This is a genomic window from Lysinibacillus sphaericus OT4b.31 (assembly GCF_000392615.1).
Lineage (GTDB): Bacteria > Bacillota > Bacilli > Bacillales_A > Planococcaceae > Lysinibacillus > Lysinibacillus sphaericus_B.
The window spans coordinates 59,449-80,232 of record NZ_KB933406.1 but is presented as its reverse complement, the minus strand read 5'-3'; the positions used below and the strand labels follow the sequence as shown (position 1 = coordinate 80,232).

Genomic DNA, 20,784 nt, shown 5'->3' with positions numbered 1-20,784 from the left:
TCAATGTTTATAGAGGGAGGATAGTTATAATTAATAATGTGATTTTGTTCCATTTGATCCGTTTAACTATACATTAAGTTGCCATCTATGATAATAATACAATAATCTCAATTGATACAAATGGTTTTAACCTTGATGAAGTTGAGAAAAATAATTAAAAAAGAGGAATTTGATATATGAAAATACGTACAGCTAAGCTAAGTGATTTATCTGCTATTTTTGAAGTGGGAACAGTGTGTTTTCCCCCTGAAGAGGCAGCAACAGAGAAGGAGTTTGAAGAAAGACTGAAAGTGTATCCAGATCATTTCTGGATTTTAGAAGAGAACGGGGAATTAATAGGTTTTATCAATGGAATGGTGACAAATGAGCCAACAATCCGAGATGAAATGTTTAAGAATGCTTCTTTGCATGAGGGGGAAGGAGCATGGCAGGCTATATTTGGTGTAAACACGGTTCCTAAATACCGAAAGCATGGATATGCTGCAAAGATGATGGAGCAGGTTATTGCAGATGCAAAAAAGCAAGGACGTAAAGGCTGTATCTTGACTTGTAAGAAAGAGTTAATACATTATTATGAAAAGTTTGGATATAAAAATGAGGGAATATCGCAGTCTTCACTTGGTGATTCAGTCTGGTATGATATGTGTTTAGAGTTTTAACACATCGCATTTAGTATATCAGCTAATCACATTTAATTTTAACACTGTGAATAGTTACACTGGGTGCTTTAATTAAATAATCCATAATAAGACCACTCCGTGATGGGTGGTCTAATTTTTTTCTTTAGTAAGAGTTACAATAAAAAAGGACACTTTTTAGAGATAGTCGTAAATTTGTATATTTTCAAATTTTTATAGTGCTAAACAATCTAATATAATTTCCTTTACCGTTCTTAGTTACACCAATCAGTCTTATGTTTGGATAAAATTATTAATATTAGTTATCTCGATACCATTTGTCTGATATTTCTCAAGCATTTTATTCAGTGCATCTTTTTTTACTGAAAATAAGCAATCATCCAAAACAATAACGCGATAACCCCTGTTTATGCCGCCTAAAGCTGTCTTGTATACACAACCACTGGCATCTGCACCAACAATATAAAGGGTATCAATTTCGTTTTCTACGAGATAATTTTCAAAAAGTTCTGAAGAAAAAGCATCAGAGCGGAGCTTGTTAAAAACGTTCTCTGATTGAATAGATAGTTCATTATATAAGTTCGCTCCATCACTATCAGCCTGATACATACCACCAGAAAGCAGTGAATCCAATGAATTTCTCATAAACTCTTGCTTGACGTAAATAATCTCCATTTCAGAATCATTGGCGTATTCGATAGCTGTGTTGATGTTAGACATTAACGGATCCGTGTTGTCATATTCGGATATACCTAAGGTGTCATTTTGGATATCTGTTACCAGAAGTGCGCTTTTGGGACTTTTATATTTGATGATTGTATCGCCCTTTGTGGCACTCGACAAATATACCAATCGTACGGCTATAATTCCTATACAAAGTACCAATATTCCAATGAGTATCACAAAAAGATTTCTCCTCTTATTCTTTGTTTTCATAACAGTCACCTCATAATTTATTTATCGTTTGGGGGCGTAATAATAGTTGCTAGAATATGCATTTTTTGTCCCTCAAACGATGCGTTTCTTGTTTGATAAGGGGTAATTATTTCTTTGAATTTATTTCCGATATCTAACATTTCTTCAACAGTTGCATAGATAGGAGTTGCGCTGAAACCTGACCCATCCTCAACAATATTTATAGAGGATTTTTCAGCGTAATTTTGAAACTCTTTCATCAATACAAATAAAAAGTTCGTAAATAACTTAAAATATGCTTCACCATCGTTCTGCTCAATGATAGATTGGTTGACATTCAAAAAACTGTCATTCAAGGCGTAAACTTTCTCCGTTACTGCTCGAACTTTTTTTTCTTCAACAATCTTAATAACCCCACTCTCTACCAAACGATTTAATGTGCGATAGAGCGTGGCTTGTGGGATGTCGTATTGTAATGATAATAAATCTTTTGCTGTACACTCACCTTTTGCTTGAATCGCAAGTATAATTTGATTTTTAACAGGGTTGACAATACAGTCCATCATATCTTTAATGCTAATATCCATTTGGATATTCACCTCCATATGTTATCTATATGATTATATAATCACATTGATAACATAAAGGTCAATAGTTTTTTACCTAGACATAACTTATAAATAGAAGAAAGACCGCCTTTTTAGGGGCAGTCTTAGTTAAAAACAGGAGACTTTAGGCGACCAAAAAGCGACCAACATCTAAAATTTAGGTAACTTAATAAAAAGTTAAACACTTTAAGATGCAATTAATAAAGTGTAAAACGTTGTTAAATCAATACTATTGAAGTATCTTTTTATTATTAAAAGTACAAGTAATTCAATGACATGATGGTTGTTGCGTTAGAAGCGGCTATTCAAGACTAGTTGATATATCAACGTTTTAGGGGTATTTAATTTAATAGTAATTAAGGCAACCGACCAAAAACCGACCATTTTTTATAAGATTGAGTTGAAGTAGTCGGTTGCTTTTTCTTTATCTTCCATTGTTAGGTGGCTATAGGTATTAATCGTTTCTTGAATGTTTACATGTCCAAGTTGTTCTTGGATTATTTTAAAATTAACATTTTTACTAATCATAAAAGATGCGTATGTGTGTCTTAGTCCATGGAATGTGAGTTTAGGTAATTCGTATCTTTCAACAATTTCGCGCCATCTTCCAGACATACCATCTGGATGGGAGGGGAAACCGTTATTCTTTGTGAATAACAGATTAATTGGCTGTCCTTCATTATCCCTCATTGGGGTCCACGCTTCGCCTGATGCAAGCTGCAACTTTTTGTGTTCCTTCGAATACTCTTTTATTTCTTTCATTAATACTACTGGCACATTTACAATACGAGGTCTTTTTGTTTTTGTTGGACCTAAGAAAAAGTGCTTTTCTTCTTTTAAACCGTCAAAAACATGAAGAAAAGATGTGTGGACCAGTTACTAGCCAGCAAACGCAAATCAGTGGTTTAGGCACACGTGTAAGTAACGCTGAAAGTAGCATTACACAACAAGCTCATCAAATTGAGTCAAAAGTGAGCTTAACAGATGTTACAGGTAATACAGTTGTGTCGAAGATTAATCAAACGGCAACAACCATTAGCATACAAGCTTCTAAGATTAACCTTATTGGTGCTGTAAATGTCTTGTCAGATATTACAGGTAATTTAGGGACTATAACGTCTGGAAATATTGATATATACAATGATGTGAAAATAGGGAATGATCTTTATCTTAGAGGTTTTGGCGGGAATGCGATTATATTCGGTGAAGGCTCTATGTTAGTTTCGAATAGTGGCAATCTTGATTTAACGACTAATAATAACTTAAGTATACAAAGTCAAAATACAACTTTCTATGGTGCGTCTGTTGATTTTTCTAATGTAGGTTTTATTAATGAATTAGCTAAAGGACACACACCTGGTATCGGTATTGCATATAGTCCTGCAGCAAGGCTTATTTGGTTCCGTGTAAACGGAGTAGACGTAGGTTCAGTTAAATTAACATAATTAAAGGAGAATGATAAATATGGATTACCAAGGAAAATTAAATGATGGTCAAGTAATTAATATGGCAGGTGCGGAAATCAACGTGACTGAACTAACTACATCTTTAAACGATCAACGATTGTCGTTTGTAAATTTCGGAGGAGCTATTGAAAATAAACATTTAATTATGAGTATTGTTCCTACGAAGAACATTCAGCGCAAGCAGAAGCTTAGCCTTATTTTCTATGCCTTCTACAGTTAATTGTGGAGGGCTTTTATTATGCAAGAAAAGGGAGTGTAAAGTATGGGAGGTATTAGTTTGGAATATTTAGAAGTAGCGCATTTGTATTTAGTTGGGAGAGTAAAGTTTCTTCACCTAATGGTACTTCATAAATTTGTGGTTTATGATATGGCCGTTCAATCATTACAGCGTGACTACAAGGTGATTGAAAACCTTAAAACGAGTAAGGTATATTTGCCAATACTCGATAAGCTTTTAGACGACATCTCACAAGAATGTTACAACGCAAAGAGAGTGTTGGCCAAAGATAAAATAAAATTAGTGCGTTGGGAAAAGACTGATGAATACTTTAGCGATCTCGTTGTTGCCACAGCAGGCGAGGATCAAGTGTTTACTTACGCTAATCAGGCACTTAAAACACAGGTAGAGAAACTACTTTTAAGTCATATAATTAAATGACGTTGGAATCTTATTTACATTTCACTCCTTATTGTTGTTTTTTAAAAAGTGATTATTTTTATAAAGTTTTATTAAAATAAACCTATAAAATAATACCAGACATGTATTGACCTATGAGTAACCCCTAGGTTTAAGCTAGAGGTATACGTAAATGTGAGCGCTATTAAATTTACGAAATACTTTTTCAAGCGGGGATTATATATGAATAGTGAAAAGAAATTAAAAAAACCAGTTACAAGTTTTATTGTACTAACCAATATCATTTTTTTGCCACTTTTTTGTCTTGTAGGAGCCATAAGCATGTTAGGATTTCCTGGATGGGTTTTTGATATAATGCTTTGTGTATCAGCTTGGTCCTCAACTTTTGCTTTTGCAATACTATTTAAAAAAATCTATCCTGGGCAGAGTTTGATCCAATTTACAAAAGATAAATTCAAGAATAAACTTAAATTTTCTGTGATTCTAACTATTATCATGATTCAAGCATTCATATTTTTGATGATTTTGACTATCGTATCGAACAATAGTGAAGTAGACTCTATTTTTACTATTACTTCATGGGGAATGCTGTTCTATTTCTTTATCAAAAACCTTCTTGCAGGGCCACTTGGAGAAGAAATAGGGTGGAGAGGTTTCGCTCAAATTGAGCTTCAAAAGAAGCATTCACCATTAACAGCTTCTATAATCATTGGATTTTGGTGGGGGATGTGGCATCTACCGCTATGGTTTACTACAGGGCTTGTGGGTATTGATTTAATTAAATATATATTATTCTTTATGATTGCGCTGATGTCTACTAAGATCGTAATGACAGCATTTTATAACTTAAATCAGAATTTAATCATCCCAATCATCATCCACCAATTCTTTAATTTTTTTATTGGCTTAATAAACGGAAACTTACTCGATTTAATCATGTATAACGCAATTTTTTATTTAGCAGTAGCCGTTTTAATCATCATTATAAATCCAAAGAAAGTACTATATGGAAAGGAAGACACAAACATTATTAATGTAGAGCAGTACATGATTTAGTGTGTACAGCTATATACTTAAACTAACAGGAGCATTAGTAGAATAAAGTCCATATAAACAAATGACCAGGTACTCACTATTTAAATGAGCGCCTGTTCTTTTTTGTTTGTTTACATGAAAACAGAGTAAATGAAAAAATAAAAAACTGACACGATTTTAAGCAAAATAAAAAAGCCACTCGGGTGAGTGACTATTTTTTATTTACTGGTACAACTACTGTTATTTTATCACCAATAAATCTGTTATCTTTTGAAGTACTATCAAATACAAATTTTAATTCTTTTACTCCTTCTAAACCTTCTTCTCCTAAATCAAAGATAACTTCACCTTTTTGAATTACCTTTCCTATAAACTCAGATTCAAAAGGAGAAATCATTACATTTGAATCAATTTGACGCTTTGTATCAGTAATCATTTTAGCTGTGTTAGGATGAAAATCAACTGTGTCGTCAGATAAATTTTCTCCTGTCATAGATAGGATAAGGACATTTGTTTCAGCAGCTGTTTCAATCAAATCAGGATTTTCCGCCTTTAATTTAGCCGTTTTAATTCCATCAATAGTAAATTCAACATCAGCACTTTTGTATTTATCAGTTGATGCTTCATACAAATCAGTGATTGTATATGTACCTGCAAAGTCATCTTTTACTACATCACCGACATTAGCTACAGTTAGATTATCTGCTTTATTTACTTTGCTTTCTTCTTTGATTTCAACGTTAGTAGAACCTGTTACAGCTTTTTCAAGTGAAGCTGAATACTTAGCGAATTCATTATCTTCCATATCGCCATTCATTTGAATTAAGAATAAGCCACTCTGATGTGTGTGTGAATAAAACATTGGTCCTGAATTACCTAATTCATCGTAGTAACTTTTAGCTTTTTGTAAGTTTTCTTCACTATCAAATAAGAATAATCGACCACCTGAATCATCACCAAGGGAAGGAATTAAAACTCTTTTTCCTTCCTTGCGGATATTACCGAATTCATCATTTGGTAAATCAGAAACTTCTCCTGTTTCTAAACCATCATCTTTAAAATGTTTAATTACATCATCCGTTGTTTTAGCCAAAACTTTTTGCGGTTCTTCAGTTTTAGCACCATTCTCTTTAGGTTTATCTTCCTTTGATGAATCTGCTCCACAACCAGCTAATCCCAAGCTTAATACTAATGCAGCACTAAAAATTAATTTTTTCATTTCAATAATTCCTCCCTCTATATTTCCATTTTAGGAAACTTAGTAATAAAAGTACACATAAAAAAACAGACAACCGTAATTAGTTATCTGTTTTAAAATAGTTTTTTAATTGTCCGTTTCAATGACGGTTTGCGTTACTTTTTAATTAAAGGCTTAGGCTTCTTATAAAGTATATGATTATATCTCTTGGGGTGAATTTAAGGTGAGTAAGGATAGAAAAGAACGTTTAAAAGAATTGTTAGACAAGCAAGAACAAAAAAGAGTTGAAGAAAAGGAAAAAAGAGAATATGAATTTGTATTAGAGGAAGTTAATGAGTTGTTTCCGAATCATAATGATTATAAAGAGGAAGTAGAAATTTTATCTAAAGAAGACTCTGAAAAAATCAAAGATGAATTATTTAAAGTTTTTCCATTTTGTAATAATGGAATTGAGTGGGATCTTATGTTTTACAAAACTATATTTTCTAACTTTATTGACTATAAAAGTGCTTTAGCTGAGTTAATAAATAAAAATCATAAGCTAAATAATGAAATATGTTATATTATCGATTTTAAATATCAATATGTTATTAAAACAAAATTGACTAATATCATTCACAGAGTTGAAGAAGTTAGAACTTGGGATAGGTATATTTATTGTCCACAAACAAAACTTGTCATTGAATTCCCTTCAAACGATGTAGCAGTTGGATGGAAGGGTTAATTTTTATTTTAACTAAAGGTTGTGAAGGAATACATTTAAAGTAACGGGTGCTTTAGTTGAATAACCAAAAACAAGACCACTCCGTGATAGGTGGTCTATTTAGATAAAAAACGACCGACTTAACCGACCAACAACCGACTAAATCATGATTTTTTATGTTGATTAATGAAAGTTTGCAGACAATAAAATACTGTTATATCAAGCTTTTGGTCAGTCATTATTTATCGTGATAGTTCGGATAATTCAATGCCATGATGGTTGTTGCGTTAGAAGCAGCTATCCAAGAGTAGGCGTAACAGGGGTTTATGGATTGGATTAAATTTCAAAGTGCCCAAACTAAAAAATAACATTTGAAAAATACTCAATGAGTGACCGAAAATATCGGAGCTTGTTGGGTATTTTTTATTTATAGTAAGTCGAACAATTCACTAGCTTCTTCCTTCTGCTCTTGAGCTACATGAGAGTACGTATTGAGTGTTTCACGAATGGTTGCGTGTCCAAGCTGTACTTAAGTGACTTTGATATTTATATTCTTAGAGAGCATGTACGAGGCGATTGTATGTCGCAAACCATGAAAGGTAATTGAAGGGAGATTGTGTTGTTTAACAACATCGCTCCATTGTTTACTCATGCGGTCAGGATGGTTAGGATGACCATTGTCCTTAGAGAACACTAAATTAATGGGCTTCCCTTGTTATCTAAAATAGGATTAAATTTATCCCCAAGCTTTTCTAACTTCTTTTTCTTGAGCTCAATGTATTCTTGTAACTCGGTCATAAGATTTTTAGGGGCATGTACAAGGCGACTTTCACCTGTTTTAGTTGAATCTAAGAAGTGTCTTTGTCGTTTTTTATCATACTGTAACGTTTTGTTCACGCTGGTTATGTTGTTTTCAAAATTTAATGACTCAAAGCGAAGTCCTGCAATCTCAGCCATTCGTAAGCCATAAAACAAAGCGATTTTAATTTGTAGTTGATGTTTGATATGGAATTTTGGAAGAACTGAGAGCAATAGTTGTATATGTGACTCTGTGTAGTAATTTATACGCTTCGTTTTAGCACGCTTAGGTTTGTTCGCCTTTGCATATGGGTTCACCTCAAGGCAACCCCATTCAATCGCTTTATTAAACATGGTAATCATTAGTACAAACTTTTCTATCAGCGAGCCTGCTTTTTGCTTTTTCTGTTCCACGAAAAACAAATTAATTTGTGTTGGTGTTATTTTGTGAAGCAACATAATACCAAAGAAATCTAGTAATCCTTGTTTTAAGTAGTTTTCATAAGTATTTCGGGATCAATCATACATGCAAGTCCTATTTTTTCTTCCACTTGTATGGAATATTTGCCCAATCAAAAAATGTACTAAAAATGAAAAATAAAATTGAAATTCCTATAATGTGTCCCCATTGAATGTCATCACGAAATAACCATTGATATATAATAAAAAGTATGAAATAAATTAGCGAAGATTGTATATTTTTCTTTATATTTTTTACCATATTTAACCTCATTGTGCATTAAATATCCATTTCTGCTTATTGAAGAAAAAAGCATCGTTAGTCGAATAACTGTATAATCAATTGTTTAGTATAGTGTAACAAATTTACAAATATCTATACAACAATAAAGCGCAGCGATTCATGGAGAAATCCCTATAAAATACTCCAATTATAGTTATCCAAATAGTAGTGGTATAAAAGGGTAAATATCATCATCTAAATTGTGTGTGTGTTGATACAGATATTTCATATAGAAGCTAAGGTCTTTACGATAGCGCATACGATTACTTTAGAAGTGATTACCGAACTTATGAGCGTTGATAGTGAAGTAGAGGAATCATTTATACAGGGTCTAATCGTTGCTATAAAGCAATGTGTGAAGAGCTATAAGAGCAATTGAAGAAGCTTAACAGAAAGGCTTGTGAATATAAGTTATATCATAATCACAAGCTCATAGAGTGATGTGTGATGGGTGTTGTTTTAAGTGTCGAATGGTTGTTGATATCCCTTATGTACGTTTTAATTTTTCGTTGATTTCTTCTAATAATGTGGATTGCCTTTTTAATTGCTTAGTTGTACTGATAGCAAACCAAAGGAAAAAAATAATTGGAACTAGAGAAAATAATAACCCGAAAATCGAGAAAGCACTAAATAAAATATCTCCTGAATTAAAACTATTCATAACTCAAATCCTCCTGCCTTTTTGTAACTAACTGAAAATTTTTTTATATCAAAATTGTAACAAAGCAGAGTTTGAGTTGGTGGAGGAATGGTAAATGTGCAACTAATGAGATTGACTGTTATAAGAACTGAATAACAACCTCTTAGAGAGGTTTAACGAGCTTGTGAGCGTTGGAAGTGGAGCAGAGGAATTGATTTCTATTAGGTTGTCTGATTGGAGCTACAGTTGCGTTCCTGTGAAAGTGTGAGAGCTTAACAAAAGGACTTGTATACATGAAAATTAATCATACATGCAAGTCCTGTTCTTATTAAATTAAAGCACTACACTACATTGAATTATTTCTTCTTTCTTGTTTGAATATATTTTTCCGTCAATAATCCCGCATTAAACACCGATAAAATCATGATGAAGAAAAATAGTATCCGAACAGATAGAAACCTCTCGTCAACAGTAAACTCAATATTAGAAAAAGTAGAATAAACAAAACCAATAGCAACAAATATAGATAAGATAAATTGCCCTTTTAAAGACTTAATCATAAAATCCCCCCTATAAATATTATCGAACTATCCTGCTCCGTTAGTTGAATAACTGAATAATCAATTGTTTTATCTAGTGTAACATATTTCCAAATGTTGGGTTGTGGAAGTGTAAGCTTATAAAGCAAGTTATGATGAGATTGCGGTAGCACATCATTAAGTTGGTGTGCTTTTTGAGGTTGTTATGAATATTAACAATTTTTATTTTTTGTCTATATTGATAGATAATGGTAAATTATCAACAAGTGAGATTGACTGTCACAAGGACTGAGTAGCAAGCTACAAGAGGTGTTTAACGAGCCTGTGAGAGTTGGTAGTGGAGTAGAGGAATCATTTCACACAGGTTGTTTGATTGGAGCTACTGAGCCATATGTGGAGCTACAGGAGTGTTTCTGTGACATCATAACAAAAGGACTTGCATATATGAGACTCAATCATACACGCAAGTCCTGTTCTTAATTAAACTAAAGCTCCCTATTATGGAATATAGATTCTTATGAATAACTTTCCTGTTTATTGCCATAAATTTCATAAGCAAAATATCCAAGTAGTAAGCCTATCCCTGAGCCAAAACTTAGTGTAGATAATAATGGAATTGAGAAAAACATGCTAAGAATCAAACCAATTGTACAACCAAAAAGCATACCTAGTGGCATTAAACTATCTAATGAATTTTGAGCACAATTTGATTTTTTCTTACCTAATTTTCCTTGCTTATGTTTATATTCAAGCCTTTTAACAACAAAGACCATAATGCCTCCAACTATTGCAATGGGTAGAACAATACCTACAAGTTCTATGAATAACTCCAAGCTGTAATCTCCTTTCATTTACATCCTATTAGCTGAACTACCGAGTGTTCAGTCATTTGTTAAAGTGTATTATATTTACAAATATTGGGGTGGTAAGAATGTGTATGACTAACAAGAAAGATGCCTGTTACAGCAGGGCGAGGTATTGAAGGTCTAAACCCTTTTAATTTTGAGTTAGCTTATAACAACAACCGTAGCAAAGCCTTAGCAGAGTTTAACGAGCTTGTAGAACCTGTGAGCGTTGATAGTGGAGCTGAGGAAAACATTCACACAGGCATTTAATCGTTGCTACAAAGCCATGTGTAGGGTGACTGTTGCATTCCTGTGAAAGTGTGAGAGCATAACAAAAGGACTTGCATATATGAGACTCAATCATACACGCAAGTCCTATTCTTATTGAACTGAAACACACCCGATTGTGGTATAAATTACACTCTTATATTTTTACTAGAAATGCCAGATATAGTGCCTATCCATGTTCCTAATAGAACGCTAATCGCAACGAATCCTAGTCCCATACCTTCCCATCCACCAACAACAAATATGCTGTATATGACAAAGCCGAAACAAATTAAGCTCAATACTAACGAAACTGTATATAAGGCTTTTCGTGATACCTTACGAGATATGAAGTAAATCCCAGCAATAAATATAGCCCCCAGAAGTAATATGGGTGTCCATCCTTCTAGCATAAATGCATTCATTTTTGTCAACTCCTTAATCATTTTGTCTTATTATCTGGCTCGTTAGTTGAACAACTGAACAATCAGTATTTTGTTAAATTATAACATATTTGCAATTTTGGTGCGAGATGAATGTGTGAGGTGCAGCAATTACACATCGCTGTTAAGAAAAACGAGACGAGCGTGTCCGAAGTACCTTAGAAGCTTATTCATTAATTATGCATAATGTAACTCAGGATATAAGCTATGGTGCTTGATAACGATCCGTATTATCAATATTTACAACACATCATAAAAACTGTGGAAGGCCTAAATATAAATTTAAAAGGGTCACCGGTCACCTTATGGCTTAAGCAAACCTAAAATTAGAGAAGTTGAAAGTTTATAAGGTAGCAATTTTCAGTCATATGACCTAGTGCAGTGCTATGTCTATTTCATGGCTTCTAATAAGAATATTATAAAAATGGAGAAGGAGGTGATCTAATGAGATTCAGTTACTTTCAAAGTGGGTTAGGAGAAACAGGTGCCACAGGAGAGATGGGTTCTCAAGGTATAACAGGAGCAACCAGTCCAACAGATCTCCAAGGATTAGCAGGAGCGATAGGTTCAACCGGCTTGCAAATAATAACAGGGAGAATGGGAGCAACGGGTCCAACAGGGCTACAAGGAACAACAGGGGCAACGGGTCCAACTGGTCTGCAAGGAACAACAGGGACAACGGGTCCAACAGGGCTACAAGGAACAACAGGAGCAACGGGTCCAACAGGGCTACAAGGAACAACAGGGGCAACGGGTCCAACAGGCCTGCAAGGAATACCAGGGGCAACGGGTCCAACAGGCCTGCAAGGAATAACAGGAGCAACGGGTTCAACAGGCCTGCAAGGAATAACAGGAGCAACGGGTTCAACAGGGCTACAAGGAACAACAGGGGCAACGGGTCCAACAGGCCGGCAAGGAATAACAGGAGCAACGGGTCCAACAGGTGCATCTGGTACTAAATCAATGGAAGTTTATTTTAGTACAAATCAGTCGGTAGGAGACCTTGACTTTCTAGGGATAGGAACTTCAACAGCATCTTTCATTAAAAATACAATAGTAGTTCCTCAAAATGCAGTTATTACAAGTTTAACTCTCAATATACGTAATAATGTTCTAAGTGCAGGAGCAACAGCATCAGCACAAATATATATAAGCACAAATTGTGGTTTTACTACTCCTATAGCTACTGGAATTATTGCAACTATAGTTGGGCCAAATTCATCTACAACACCAAATTGTTGCACAACAACAACAACAAACTTTTCAGTAAATAGCTGTACTCTGCTATCTGTAAAAATCACAACTACTGGAGGTGCTTTTGCAGAGGGTGTATCAGCAACTATTCTATTTAATGTTTAATAATTATAAATAATTTTAGTTACTGAACAAATTGAGAAAATTAACAAACAAGGTAGGTGCTGCACATGTACGAATGATTGAGGGATTATCGTAAACTGTGGAACAAATAAATTACCTTGAACACAATCTCGATAAGACCAAATGTGAATTAAGACGTTGGGAGAATGTAAATGACTTAGGTAAGTATAATTAGAAGCCAAGTCACTTGGGGCGAATGCAGAAGAAAAAATAGAAGCAATCGAATATGAATTGGTAAAATGAACGACCTACATGATTTAAAGAAGCTCATTTGTACATTTAATGGGCTTGAATATAAAATCCTTTATCGTAAGCATGTGGAAGGAAAGACGCTTGAAACAATTGCTAACGATTTAAATTACAGTACAAATTACATCAAGATTAAGCACGCAAGCTCATGCGTATGATGGAGTATGCAGAAAAAGTTTCATCAAAGAAAGGTATTAAAATAGTAACTTACTAAGTAGGGGCTGAAACTATTGAAAACCGTTATATGATAGTAGTATCAAAAAGCGCAAGGAAATGCGTAAACAAAATTTCCTTACAATAATAAGCACGTTCGCTTGTACGTGTGTTCTGAAAACAAGCTTTCCTCCTTTCATGAGACTACTTGGTTGGGTAGTCTCTTTTATGTTTTATATTTCAATTAGTGACATAACTTACCTTTTAATCTAATATTAGGTTAAAAGGGAGGTTTTAAATTGAGTAATGTATATTTGAAAAATACAGAAGATAGACCATTTGCAAAAGCTATTGATGGGAATTTAAATTCACTAATTGAGTATTTTTCGAGTGCATTCGGAGTAATTTTATCGATTATCGATATACCAGAAGAAATGAAAGAGGAAATTAAAATAAAAGAATTGAATTTTATAAAGGGATTCCGAATCTGCTTTAAAGAGAAAAGTATATTAGTAAAGAAACTTGAGCATAGGATAATCATAAGATATATAGGTATTGAGGAATTAAGTAATAATTATTATGAAATCTACTCGAATGATGAAAATTGGTGTATAAAAAAATTCGAAAATCGTATTTTTTTGAATTTCGATGAAGATTTAAAGCATATGCATTTAGATAATATTTTTAGAGAATATAAATCAAATATAAAATAATTAAAAATAAAAATGTCACATGATATGCTCCCTATTAGGTAGACGGATTAAAAATAAAATCTGTTTATCTAATGGGAGTATTTTTTATGGGGCGAAGCAAACATCCACTCGAGATAAAACTACATATTCTTCAATTGTTCGAAGAAGGTCATTATTTTCAACGAATTGTGGGGAAAGGTGTTCATTAGATCATTAAACTTTTTGTAGAGGAAAATGAAATATGGCAGGTGGACGTGAAGGGTTACAAGAAGTTATTTCATGTAAATTCTATTAAAAAGAGTTAAAATTAGCGCTGTGAAAGACTACATACAACGGAATTATTAACAGATGGAGGTGTTGGCGAAATATGAGATTAGCAGTATCTCTGTTTTAAAAAGGTGGGTAAAAAAGTATACTAGTCATAGTGAATTAAAAGATTCAGGTAAAGGAATGAGTCAAGCTATCACGGAAGGAAGAAAGTCAACTTTTGAGGAACGTATTGAAATTGTCGACTACTGTTTGAAGCACCAGAAAAATTATCAGTTAGCAGCGTACGCCTAGGGTGTTTCGTATCAACAGGTGTATCAATGGGTGTACGGCTATCGTCGAATAGCGTTGTCAATCAATCGTCAGCAGAAAGAAAAAGATCAAGCGGCGGTTAACGAGAAGCGTATTTATCATTTAATGCAGATTAGTGGATTGAAGTCTATTATTCGACGAAAGCGAAAGCCTTATCGTAAATCTCCAGCGTATCATGTGGCAGAGAATGTATTAAATCGGGCATTTACATCGAAAAAGCCAAATGAAAAATGGTGTACCGATGTCACGGAATTTAAGTATGGGAATGGGAAAAAAGCTTATTTGAGTGCAATTATTGATTTGTATGATGGATCAATTGTGAGCTATGTGTTAGGGCATCCCAATAACAATCCATTAGTATTTCATAGCATCTAGCTATTCGTTCGTTAAAAGAAGGTGAACAGCCATTGATTCATAGTAATCGTGGATTCCAATATACATTAAAAGGATTTAAACGCATGTTTTAAAGGTGTAGCTACCAAATATCCTGATAATCACCTTACTTGGTTCTTTTTTGTCGATAGTCGTAGTAATGAAAGCACTAAACAGCGTATTTAAGAATCTCTACTAACGTCATTTGTATTTGAAAATGAAAGATACTTATAATAGCCTACGGTTATCTAAATTCGTTGTGTAATCCTTATTCAACGGGGCAGAAGAAACAATAACTGAATGATAATAGGAGGAAGCGTTATGTCAAAAAACGAAAAACAAAGAAGAATAATTTTAGATTTAGCAGTTACTTTAGATGGTTTTATTGAAGGGGAAAATGGAGAAGTTGATTGGTGCATTATGGACCCTGATATGGGGTTCACTAATTTTTTTAATCAAATTGACACTATTTTATATGGTAGAAAAAGTTACGATTTATGGGGACAATATATTCCAAAAACTGAAGACTCTGATAGCGAAAAAGAGATTTGGGAATTGGTTCATTGTAAAGAGAAATATGTATTTTCCAGAACACAAATAGGGACTGATAATCGAGCAATATTCATAAATGATAATATTCTTGAAGAAGTAAATAAATTGAAGAATAAGCCTGGTAAAGATATCTGGCTATATGGCGGAGCAGGTCTCATTACAACTTTTATAAATTTAGGGCTTGTTGATGAATTTAGATTATCTATTCACCCTGTTATTTTGGGAGAAGGAAAACCGATGTTTATTGATATAAAACAGAGGTTAAATTTAAAAATGGTTAATAAAAGAACTTTCTCTTCTGGCGTTGTGCAACTAATTTATCATTGGAATGGTATTTAATAATATGGAGATTATCAATTAAATCTTACATTGGAAGGAACTAGGGGCTTAAATTAATTTTTGGAACTACACTATGGAGTTGAAAATTAAAAATATCTTCTTAAACTGACGGGGCTTTAGTTGAATAAGCTATAAGAAGACCATTCCGTGATGGTATGCTAGTGTAGAAGTGCATTGAAAGAGATTTAATTGTTACAGCAGGTGAGGAGTAAGTACTTAACGGGTTCAACTTTGAGTTAGCTTACAACAACAATCGTAGCAACCTTGTAGAGCAATTTAACGAGCAGTGAGGGTTTTGATAGGGAAGTGGTGAAATATTCATACAGGGATCTAATCGTTGCTATAGAGCCTTCTATGAAGATACAGGAGTGATTGAGGAAGCATAACAAAAGGACTTGCATATATGAAAATCAATCATAAACACAAGTCCTATTCTTATTAAACTAAAGCCCTCGTTACTTTAATAACACTCTTTACTTATAAATAGAAGCTGTTCAATAATAGAACAACTTCTATCCACCTACAATAAACTTACCAATAATAGTCTCTCCATCAACATCATACAAAGGAATTTCTCTTGGTTTAGCTTCATTTGTAAGTCTAACTGCTTCTTTCGGGGTTTTAGGCTGAGGACCATTCAAATCTGCTTTTTTTGCATACCCTTTTGTACCGTCTATTCCTATAGCTCTAATTAAATCGGGTTCATCTTCATAAGAAGAAGCATCCGATGCTGAACCAAACGTTTGCCCTTGCCCATTTTGAGGATAAGTTATTTTTATTTCATGTTTGAAGTTATCATCTATGTTGTCAGCTAAACTATTACCGAAGAAAAAATTTCCAATACTTATACCTAAAACAAGTAAGCCACTAACAAATAAAATTCGTTTAAACATAAAATAACCTCCTTCAATTACCATATTCTTTAGGATAAACTATTTTTTTCTTGCCCTATGTGCACCGTTAGTTGAATAACTGAATAATCAGTTGTTTGGTATAGTGTAACACATTTACAAATATTGGTGTAGAGAGGTATGAGCTTATAAATCAAGTTGTGATGAGATTGCGATAGCTCATCATTAAGTTGGTGTGCTTTTTTTTGTTGCTTAACTTCTCAGAACAGCCCTCAGACGATTCGAGTATCAGCTAGGCGTATACTTGGTTGCGTGGATTGCTCTTAGGTCAGTTCTCTTAGATGCAAGGATTAACCTTGTTGCAGAATAAAAGATTCTAACTACACACTGGGTAGAGTTAGCAAGGTTCTGTGTGTACCCTGCAAAACTAATCAGTTCAAATTGAACGGTTTAGGTCATTGGTTTCTAAATGAATCCGAAAGGTCTAACCCTTTACCTTGAGGAATTTAGCTTTTCAAGTTAACGGTTAGGTCTAAGCGTGACAATGTGCCACACTTAGATTCTAGTGTGCTGTCATACGCTCATAAACGAGCCACAAGAATGGAACATCATCTGAGCCACGCTAGAGGGTGTAGGGGCAATTGAGGAACATAACAAAAGGGCTTGCGTGTAATTTTTAGGTACAAGCCCCTAGATTAATATGTGATGGCTATTAAATTGACGAATGGTCTTTTATAGCGCCCGATTAAATATTAAATAAGCCGAAAAAATCAGTTATTATCGTCAAAAATACTATGCTAGTCATAAATAAGATTTCTGTGATAGTAGCAACAAAGTCTTTTTTATTTTCTGCGTATTTCCATTCCATAAATGCACGTAACAATTCAGATGTTAATACAAACACAATTAAGATAAACCATGTTTCGAAATACCAATAGGACAAAATTTCATTATTGTTAATCGAATAATACGTACTAATTAATAATAGTATGGTAAAAAATATTCGTACTGACCAATCTAGTTTTTTATGTCTTTCGTTAATGTGATTATAAGAAAACCATTTCTTTCTCTTAGCACCTAAGAACTTTCTAATTACAAATCCAAAAATACTAAGTACTAAAACTAGCACAATTAGAAAAAGTAATAATGTTCCTAATTCACTATTATTCAATTTCACTCACCTCTCAAACCTGCTTCTTTATTAACTAACTAAAAATTCAATCCATATAGAAATCATAACATAGCAAAGTTTCATTTGGTATATAAATGGAATATATACAATAATGATATCGACAGTTACAATAACAATCGTAACAAGCCTCTAGAAGGGATTAACGAGCCTATGAGCGTTGGTATGAAAGTAGAGGAATCATTTACACTGGTAGTCTGATTGGTGCTACTGAGTCACGTATGAAGCTGTAGAAGTGATTGAGGAATACAACAAAAGGACTTGAGTGTGTAATTCTACGCAAAAGTCCTTAGATTGGTGTGTGAAGGATATTGTTTCGTTTGTTAAAAAGGAGATAATAATCCTTGTTAACGTTTTAATTTTTCATTGATTTCTTCCAATAATATGGATTGCCTTTTTAATTGCTTAGTTGTACTGATAGCAAACCAAAGGAAAAAAATAATTGGAACAAGGGAAAATAATAACCCGAAAATCGAGAAAGCACTAAATAAAATATCTCCTGTATTAAAACTATTCACAACTCAAATCCTCCTGTCTTTTTTAAACTAACTGAAAATTTTTTTCTATATCGAAATTGTAACATAGCAGAGTTTGGGTTGGTAGATGAATGGTAAATGTGTAACATATGAGTTTGACTGTTACCTAAGCCAACACGATGAGTTCAATCGATTCAACTTTTAGTTAGCTAACATGAGTAACCATAGCAATATCCTAGAAGATTTAACGAGCCTATAGCATCTGTGAGCGTTAATAGTGAAACAGAGGAATCAATCACACAGGCTATCTAATCGTGGCTAGGACAGGCGTTCTCAGACGATTCGAGGATGGGATAGATGAGTGCTTGGTTACGTGGATTGCACTCAGTTCAGTGTGAGGACTATATTGAATCCAGTAGGGTCTATTGCTAAGAAGATAGGCATCGAGTGGAGAGATGCTTGGACTAACGCTATTGACCGACCGCATTTTGAAGTAAAAGCTAATTGGTTACTGCCAAAGGGATACAAGTTAGAAGGACAAATAAATGTACCGAATAATAGTAGAGGACAAGTTCAATTAATTATGGAAGACAAAAAGGAGGAAATCGAAGTGACAAATACAAATCAGGTTCACTGGCTATGAAAACTGAAACTGAAAACTTTATTGCCCAGGCGGTAAAGGATGGTATTATCAGGTTTCACACGTGAAGGATTTACAGTATGGCATGATGACAACTGATCGTTTGATTGGTTTGTATATTACTATTCAGCAAATTAGAAATAAATAGCATGAATGACCAACAAAGCTATTTTAGCCGAACTTGAAATCGTTTAGAATTATTTTAATACTTGGTGATTATTAGTTAAAAATGTATATTATTCAAGACGTTAGCATTATATTTCTTTTTAATCCATTTGTTGGATACTCTTTAGATTCCTGAATTGATATACTATTTCAGGTGCATCTTTTCCCTTCTGCACAAAGGGTTAAGATGTACCTAATCCCAACTTAACATCAAAGCCAGGTTGAAACGTGGGCTACCGAACGATATGACTACTTTTTTGCTTGAATCAAGGTGAACCAACTTTTTCCGTTAAATGTTCCAGAAACTCTGTATACTGGCTGATAGAAATCTTTCGTGTCATACATATACGAAAGCTCAATTAATTCTACATCAAGTTGGTCACCTTTTTTTATAATAAGTTCTTCTTCCTTTACCAGTGCATTATATTTTATTTGGGGAAATTCTCCATTCTTAATTCGCTCATACACCTCTGCAAATGACAAGATGTTCACTTCCCGTATAAATTGGTTTTTATGAAGATTATACGATAATGAATAAACACTGCCATCGGGTTTAAGCCCAAGACTTAAATCTCCATGCCAATAATCGTTGCTTAAATCAGTACGATCTGGAAGCTTCCATTCAAAATCTCCACTCTCTAATACAGTAAATTCTGCATCTTGGGGTAGTATAGAAAGTTCGTCCATCATTGCTAATGCCTTGTCAACCATTGGTTCTTGCTCGGCTAATGAAGTTTGCTCTGGTGTATAAAGATTATCTGATAATGACCAACTTCCCTCTGAACTTATAAATAACGTATATGGGACCCCTGCTTTATCTTCCAATAGAATCTCACGATCACCACTAATAACCTGTGCACTCAACTCTGATAATCCTAATTTCTCTTGCAACAGGGCTTCAGCTCCAACATTATTAATCATTTTCTTATATACTGGGGCAACTGCGGGTAATGGGCTTAATTCTAATGAAGTTGATAAAGAAACACCTGACATATTCGATTTTGTATACGCGTTTATTGCTAGATGACCAAACTCCTTTTGGGCGTAGATAATATTCATCCCAAGAAAAATCAAACCCATCAAGAGAGGTATAGAAAGGGTTCCGACCAGACTTTTTATTTTTACTTTTTTGTGATGAGCAATGGAAGCTCCTAGTCTGTATAACTGGTATCCAATAATCCCACCAAGTGAATTGTTAATTAAATCATCAAGCTCAAAAATCCCTGCTCCTGAAAGTGTCTGATACGTTTCAATAGACAGTGTGGCACTTACAACAACAAGAAGAAGCCACTTAAACTCTTTAGTTTTAGCGATAATTAAAGGCAAGAAAATGCCTAATGGAACAAACATTAATATATTAAAAATACAATTTTGTAGATCACGTAAAGAGTATTTTTTCCACGCATCAATATAACCACTGAACGGATGAAGGTTCATCTGCAAGTAGTGTGAAGTGCCACGACCAATAATAGTTAGCTCACACACAAAAACAATATATCCTATGAAAAGTGCGCCAAGAATAAGTTTCTTTATTTGAATTTTTTTTCGGTCTGTTTGTTGTTTTCTATAATAAAAGAAGTAATATAATGCGATAAGTAAGAACTCAACTACAAGAATAATGATTACTGGCAACATTAAATACCGGATATTATTAATAATTTCTGTAACTCCCAAGA

At 33.8% G+C, this 20,784-nt stretch carries 24 protein-coding genes and 3 pseudogenes; 13 read left to right on the top strand and 14 right to left on the bottom strand.

Translation table 11 applies throughout. From position 1 onward, the window contains the following. Positions 1-176 precede the first annotated feature (176 nt). A complete protein-coding gene (locus H131_RS20435) occupies positions 177-659 on the top strand; it encodes a GNAT family N-acetyltransferase (protein ID WP_010861031.1) in 483 nt (160 codons plus the stop codon). 252 nt (positions 660-911) lie between these two features. On the opposite strand, the gene H131_RS20430 is transcribed toward H131_RS20435, so the two are convergent. The 3 genes from H131_RS20430 to H131_RS20420 all read right to left on the bottom strand — a co-directional run bounded on the left by H131_RS20430 (position 912) and on the right by H131_RS20420 (position 2,938). Continuing rightward, positions 912-1,574, bottom strand: a complete 663-nt coding sequence (locus H131_RS20430) for a cysteine hydrolase family protein (protein WP_010861030.1) — start codon at positions 1,572-1,574, stop codon at positions 912-914. Positions 1,575-1,591: 17 nt separating this feature from the next. Continuing rightward, complete coding sequence (locus tag H131_RS20425) at positions 1,592-2,140, bottom strand: helix-turn-helix domain-containing protein (protein ID WP_010861029.1); 549 nt, start codon at positions 2,138-2,140, stop codon at positions 1,592-1,594. Positions 2,141-2,548: 408 nt separating this feature from the next. Then, positions 2,549-2,938 (bottom strand): tyrosine-type recombinase/integrase, encoded by a 390-nt coding sequence (locus H131_RS20420; protein WP_230491912.1) that lies wholly within the window; start codon positions 2,936-2,938, stop codon positions 2,549-2,551. Positions 2,939-2,964: 26 nt separating this feature from the next. On the opposite strand from H131_RS20420, the gene H131_RS20415 reads away from it, so the two are divergent. The 4 genes from H131_RS20415 to H131_RS20400 all read left to right on the top strand — a co-directional run bounded on the left by H131_RS20415 (position 2,965) and on the right by H131_RS20400 (position 5,320). Then, entirely contained in the window at positions 2,965-3,606 is a 642-nt protein-coding gene (locus H131_RS20415; RefSeq protein WP_010861027.1) for a hypothetical protein, read from the top strand. A 19-nt stretch (positions 3,607-3,625) separates the two neighbouring features. Beyond that, positions 3,626-3,847 carry a hypothetical protein gene (locus tag H131_RS20410; RefSeq protein WP_010861026.1) on the top strand — a complete coding sequence of 74 codons (222 nt, stop codon included), beginning with the start codon at positions 3,626-3,628 and terminating at the stop codon, positions 3,845-3,847. A 57-nt stretch (positions 3,848-3,904) separates the two neighbouring features. Then, entirely contained in the window at positions 3,905-4,285 is a 381-nt protein-coding gene (locus H131_RS20405) for a YhjD family protein (RefSeq protein WP_329600458.1), read from the top strand. A 201-nt stretch (positions 4,286-4,486) separates the two neighbouring features. Further along, a complete protein-coding gene (locus tag H131_RS20400) occupies positions 4,487-5,320 on the top strand; it encodes a CPBP family intramembrane glutamic endopeptidase (protein ID WP_010861024.1) in 834 nt (277 codons plus the stop codon). A gap of 190 nt (positions 5,321-5,510) precedes the next feature. Here H131_RS20400 and H131_RS26195 read toward each other — a convergent pair whose 3' ends face one another. Further along, positions 5,511-6,518: a hypothetical protein gene (locus tag H131_RS26195; protein ID WP_010861023.1), complete on the bottom strand. Its 1,008-nt coding sequence runs from the start codon at positions 6,516-6,518 to the stop codon at positions 5,511-5,513. 202 nt (positions 6,519-6,720) lie between these two features. On the opposite strand from H131_RS26195, the gene H131_RS20390 reads away from it, so the two are divergent. Then, positions 6,721-7,221 carry a CDI toxin immunity protein gene (locus H131_RS20390; RefSeq protein WP_010861022.1) on the top strand — a complete coding sequence of 167 codons (501 nt, stop codon included), beginning with the start codon at positions 6,721-6,723 and terminating at the stop codon, positions 7,219-7,221. 508 nt (positions 7,222-7,729) lie between these two features. Here H131_RS20390 and H131_RS26190 read toward each other — a convergent pair. The 6 genes from H131_RS26190 to H131_RS20365 form a co-directional block, all read right to left on the bottom strand. Then, a complete protein-coding gene (locus H131_RS26190) occupies positions 7,730-7,852 on the bottom strand; it encodes a site-specific integrase (protein ID WP_419185170.1) in 123 nt (40 codons plus the stop codon). Between the two features lie 41 nt (positions 7,853-7,893). Beyond that, positions 7,894-8,412, bottom strand: a complete 519-nt coding sequence (locus H131_RS20385) for a tyrosine-type recombinase/integrase (RefSeq protein ID WP_196228946.1) — start codon at positions 8,410-8,412, stop codon at positions 7,894-7,896. Between the two features lie 815 nt (positions 8,413-9,227). After that, the gene (locus tag H131_RS25075; RefSeq protein WP_196228945.1) at positions 9,228-9,401 is read right to left on the bottom strand and encodes a hypothetical protein; all 174 of its coding nucleotides are present in this window, start codon (positions 9,399-9,401) and stop codon (positions 9,228-9,230) included. A 335-nt stretch (positions 9,402-9,736) separates the two neighbouring features. Further along, positions 9,737-9,940, bottom strand: coding sequence for a hypothetical protein (locus H131_RS20375; protein ID WP_010861019.1), 204 nt, complete (start codon positions 9,938-9,940; stop codon positions 9,737-9,739). Between the two features lie 494 nt (positions 9,941-10,434). Then, positions 10,435-10,770 carry a hypothetical protein gene (locus tag H131_RS20370; RefSeq protein ID WP_051112223.1) on the bottom strand — a complete coding sequence of 112 codons (336 nt, stop codon included), beginning with the start codon at positions 10,768-10,770 and terminating at the stop codon, positions 10,435-10,437. A 410-nt stretch (positions 10,771-11,180) separates the two neighbouring features. Then, positions 11,181-11,456 (bottom strand): YesK family protein, encoded by a 276-nt coding sequence (locus H131_RS20365; protein ID WP_010861017.1) that lies wholly within the window; start codon positions 11,454-11,456, stop codon positions 11,181-11,183. A 462-nt stretch (positions 11,457-11,918) separates the two neighbouring features. On the opposite strand from H131_RS20365, the gene H131_RS25995 reads away from it, so the two are divergent. The 6 genes and pseudogenes from H131_RS25995 to H131_RS20340 all read left to right on the top strand — a co-directional run bounded on the left by H131_RS25995 (position 11,919) and on the right by H131_RS20340 (position 15,787). Further along, positions 11,919-12,833 (top strand): collagen-like triple helix repeat-containing protein, encoded by a 915-nt coding sequence (locus H131_RS25995; RefSeq protein WP_010861016.1) that lies wholly within the window; start codon positions 11,919-11,921, stop codon positions 12,831-12,833. 77 nt (positions 12,834-12,910) lie between these two features. After that, a pseudogene (locus tag H131_RS25600) lies at positions 12,911-13,258 on the top strand (hypothetical protein). 294 nt (positions 13,259-13,552) lie between these two features. Then, a complete protein-coding gene (locus H131_RS20355) occupies positions 13,553-13,966 on the top strand; it encodes a hypothetical protein (RefSeq protein WP_010861015.1) in 414 nt (137 codons plus the stop codon). A gap of 324 nt (positions 13,967-14,290) precedes the next feature. Beyond that, positions 14,291-14,985, top strand: a pseudogene (locus H131_RS25595) (DDE-type integrase/transposase/recombinase); the annotation flags it as partial. 1 nt (position 14,986) lies between these two features. Further along, positions 14,987-15,161: pseudogene (locus H131_RS24725) on the top strand (IS1595 family transposase); the annotation flags it as partial. A gap of 56 nt (positions 15,162-15,217) precedes the next feature. Next, entirely contained in the window at positions 15,218-15,787 is a 570-nt protein-coding gene (locus tag H131_RS20340) for a dihydrofolate reductase family protein (RefSeq protein ID WP_010861012.1), read from the top strand. Positions 15,788-16,299: 512 nt separating this feature from the next. On the opposite strand, the gene H131_RS20335 is transcribed toward H131_RS20340, so the two are convergent. The 3 genes from H131_RS20335 to H131_RS25070 form a co-directional block, all read right to left on the bottom strand. After that, positions 16,300-16,680, bottom strand: coding sequence for a hypothetical protein (locus H131_RS20335; protein ID WP_010861011.1), 381 nt, complete (start codon positions 16,678-16,680; stop codon positions 16,300-16,302). A 703-nt stretch (positions 16,681-17,383) separates the two neighbouring features. After that, positions 17,384-17,809 (bottom strand): DUF4181 domain-containing protein, encoded by a 426-nt coding sequence (locus H131_RS20330; RefSeq protein ID WP_010861010.1) that lies wholly within the window; start codon positions 17,807-17,809, stop codon positions 17,384-17,386. Positions 17,810-18,174: 365 nt separating this feature from the next. Continuing rightward, a complete protein-coding gene (locus tag H131_RS25070) occupies positions 18,175-18,345 on the bottom strand; it encodes a hypothetical protein (RefSeq protein ID WP_196228944.1) in 171 nt (56 codons plus the stop codon). A gap of 364 nt (positions 18,346-18,709) precedes the next feature. On the opposite strand from H131_RS25070, the gene H131_RS20325 reads away from it, so the two are divergent. Next, a complete protein-coding gene (locus H131_RS20325) occupies positions 18,710-18,946 on the top strand; it encodes a M15 family metallopeptidase domain-containing protein (RefSeq protein WP_155242508.1) in 237 nt (78 codons plus the stop codon). Between the two features lie 411 nt (positions 18,947-19,357). Here the strand turns inward: H131_RS20325 and H131_RS20320 are convergent, their stop codons facing one another. Then, complete coding sequence (locus H131_RS20320) at positions 19,358-20,782, bottom strand: VanZ family protein (RefSeq protein WP_010861008.1); 1,425 nt, start codon at positions 20,780-20,782, stop codon at positions 19,358-19,360. Positions 20,783-20,784 lie beyond the last annotated feature (2 nt).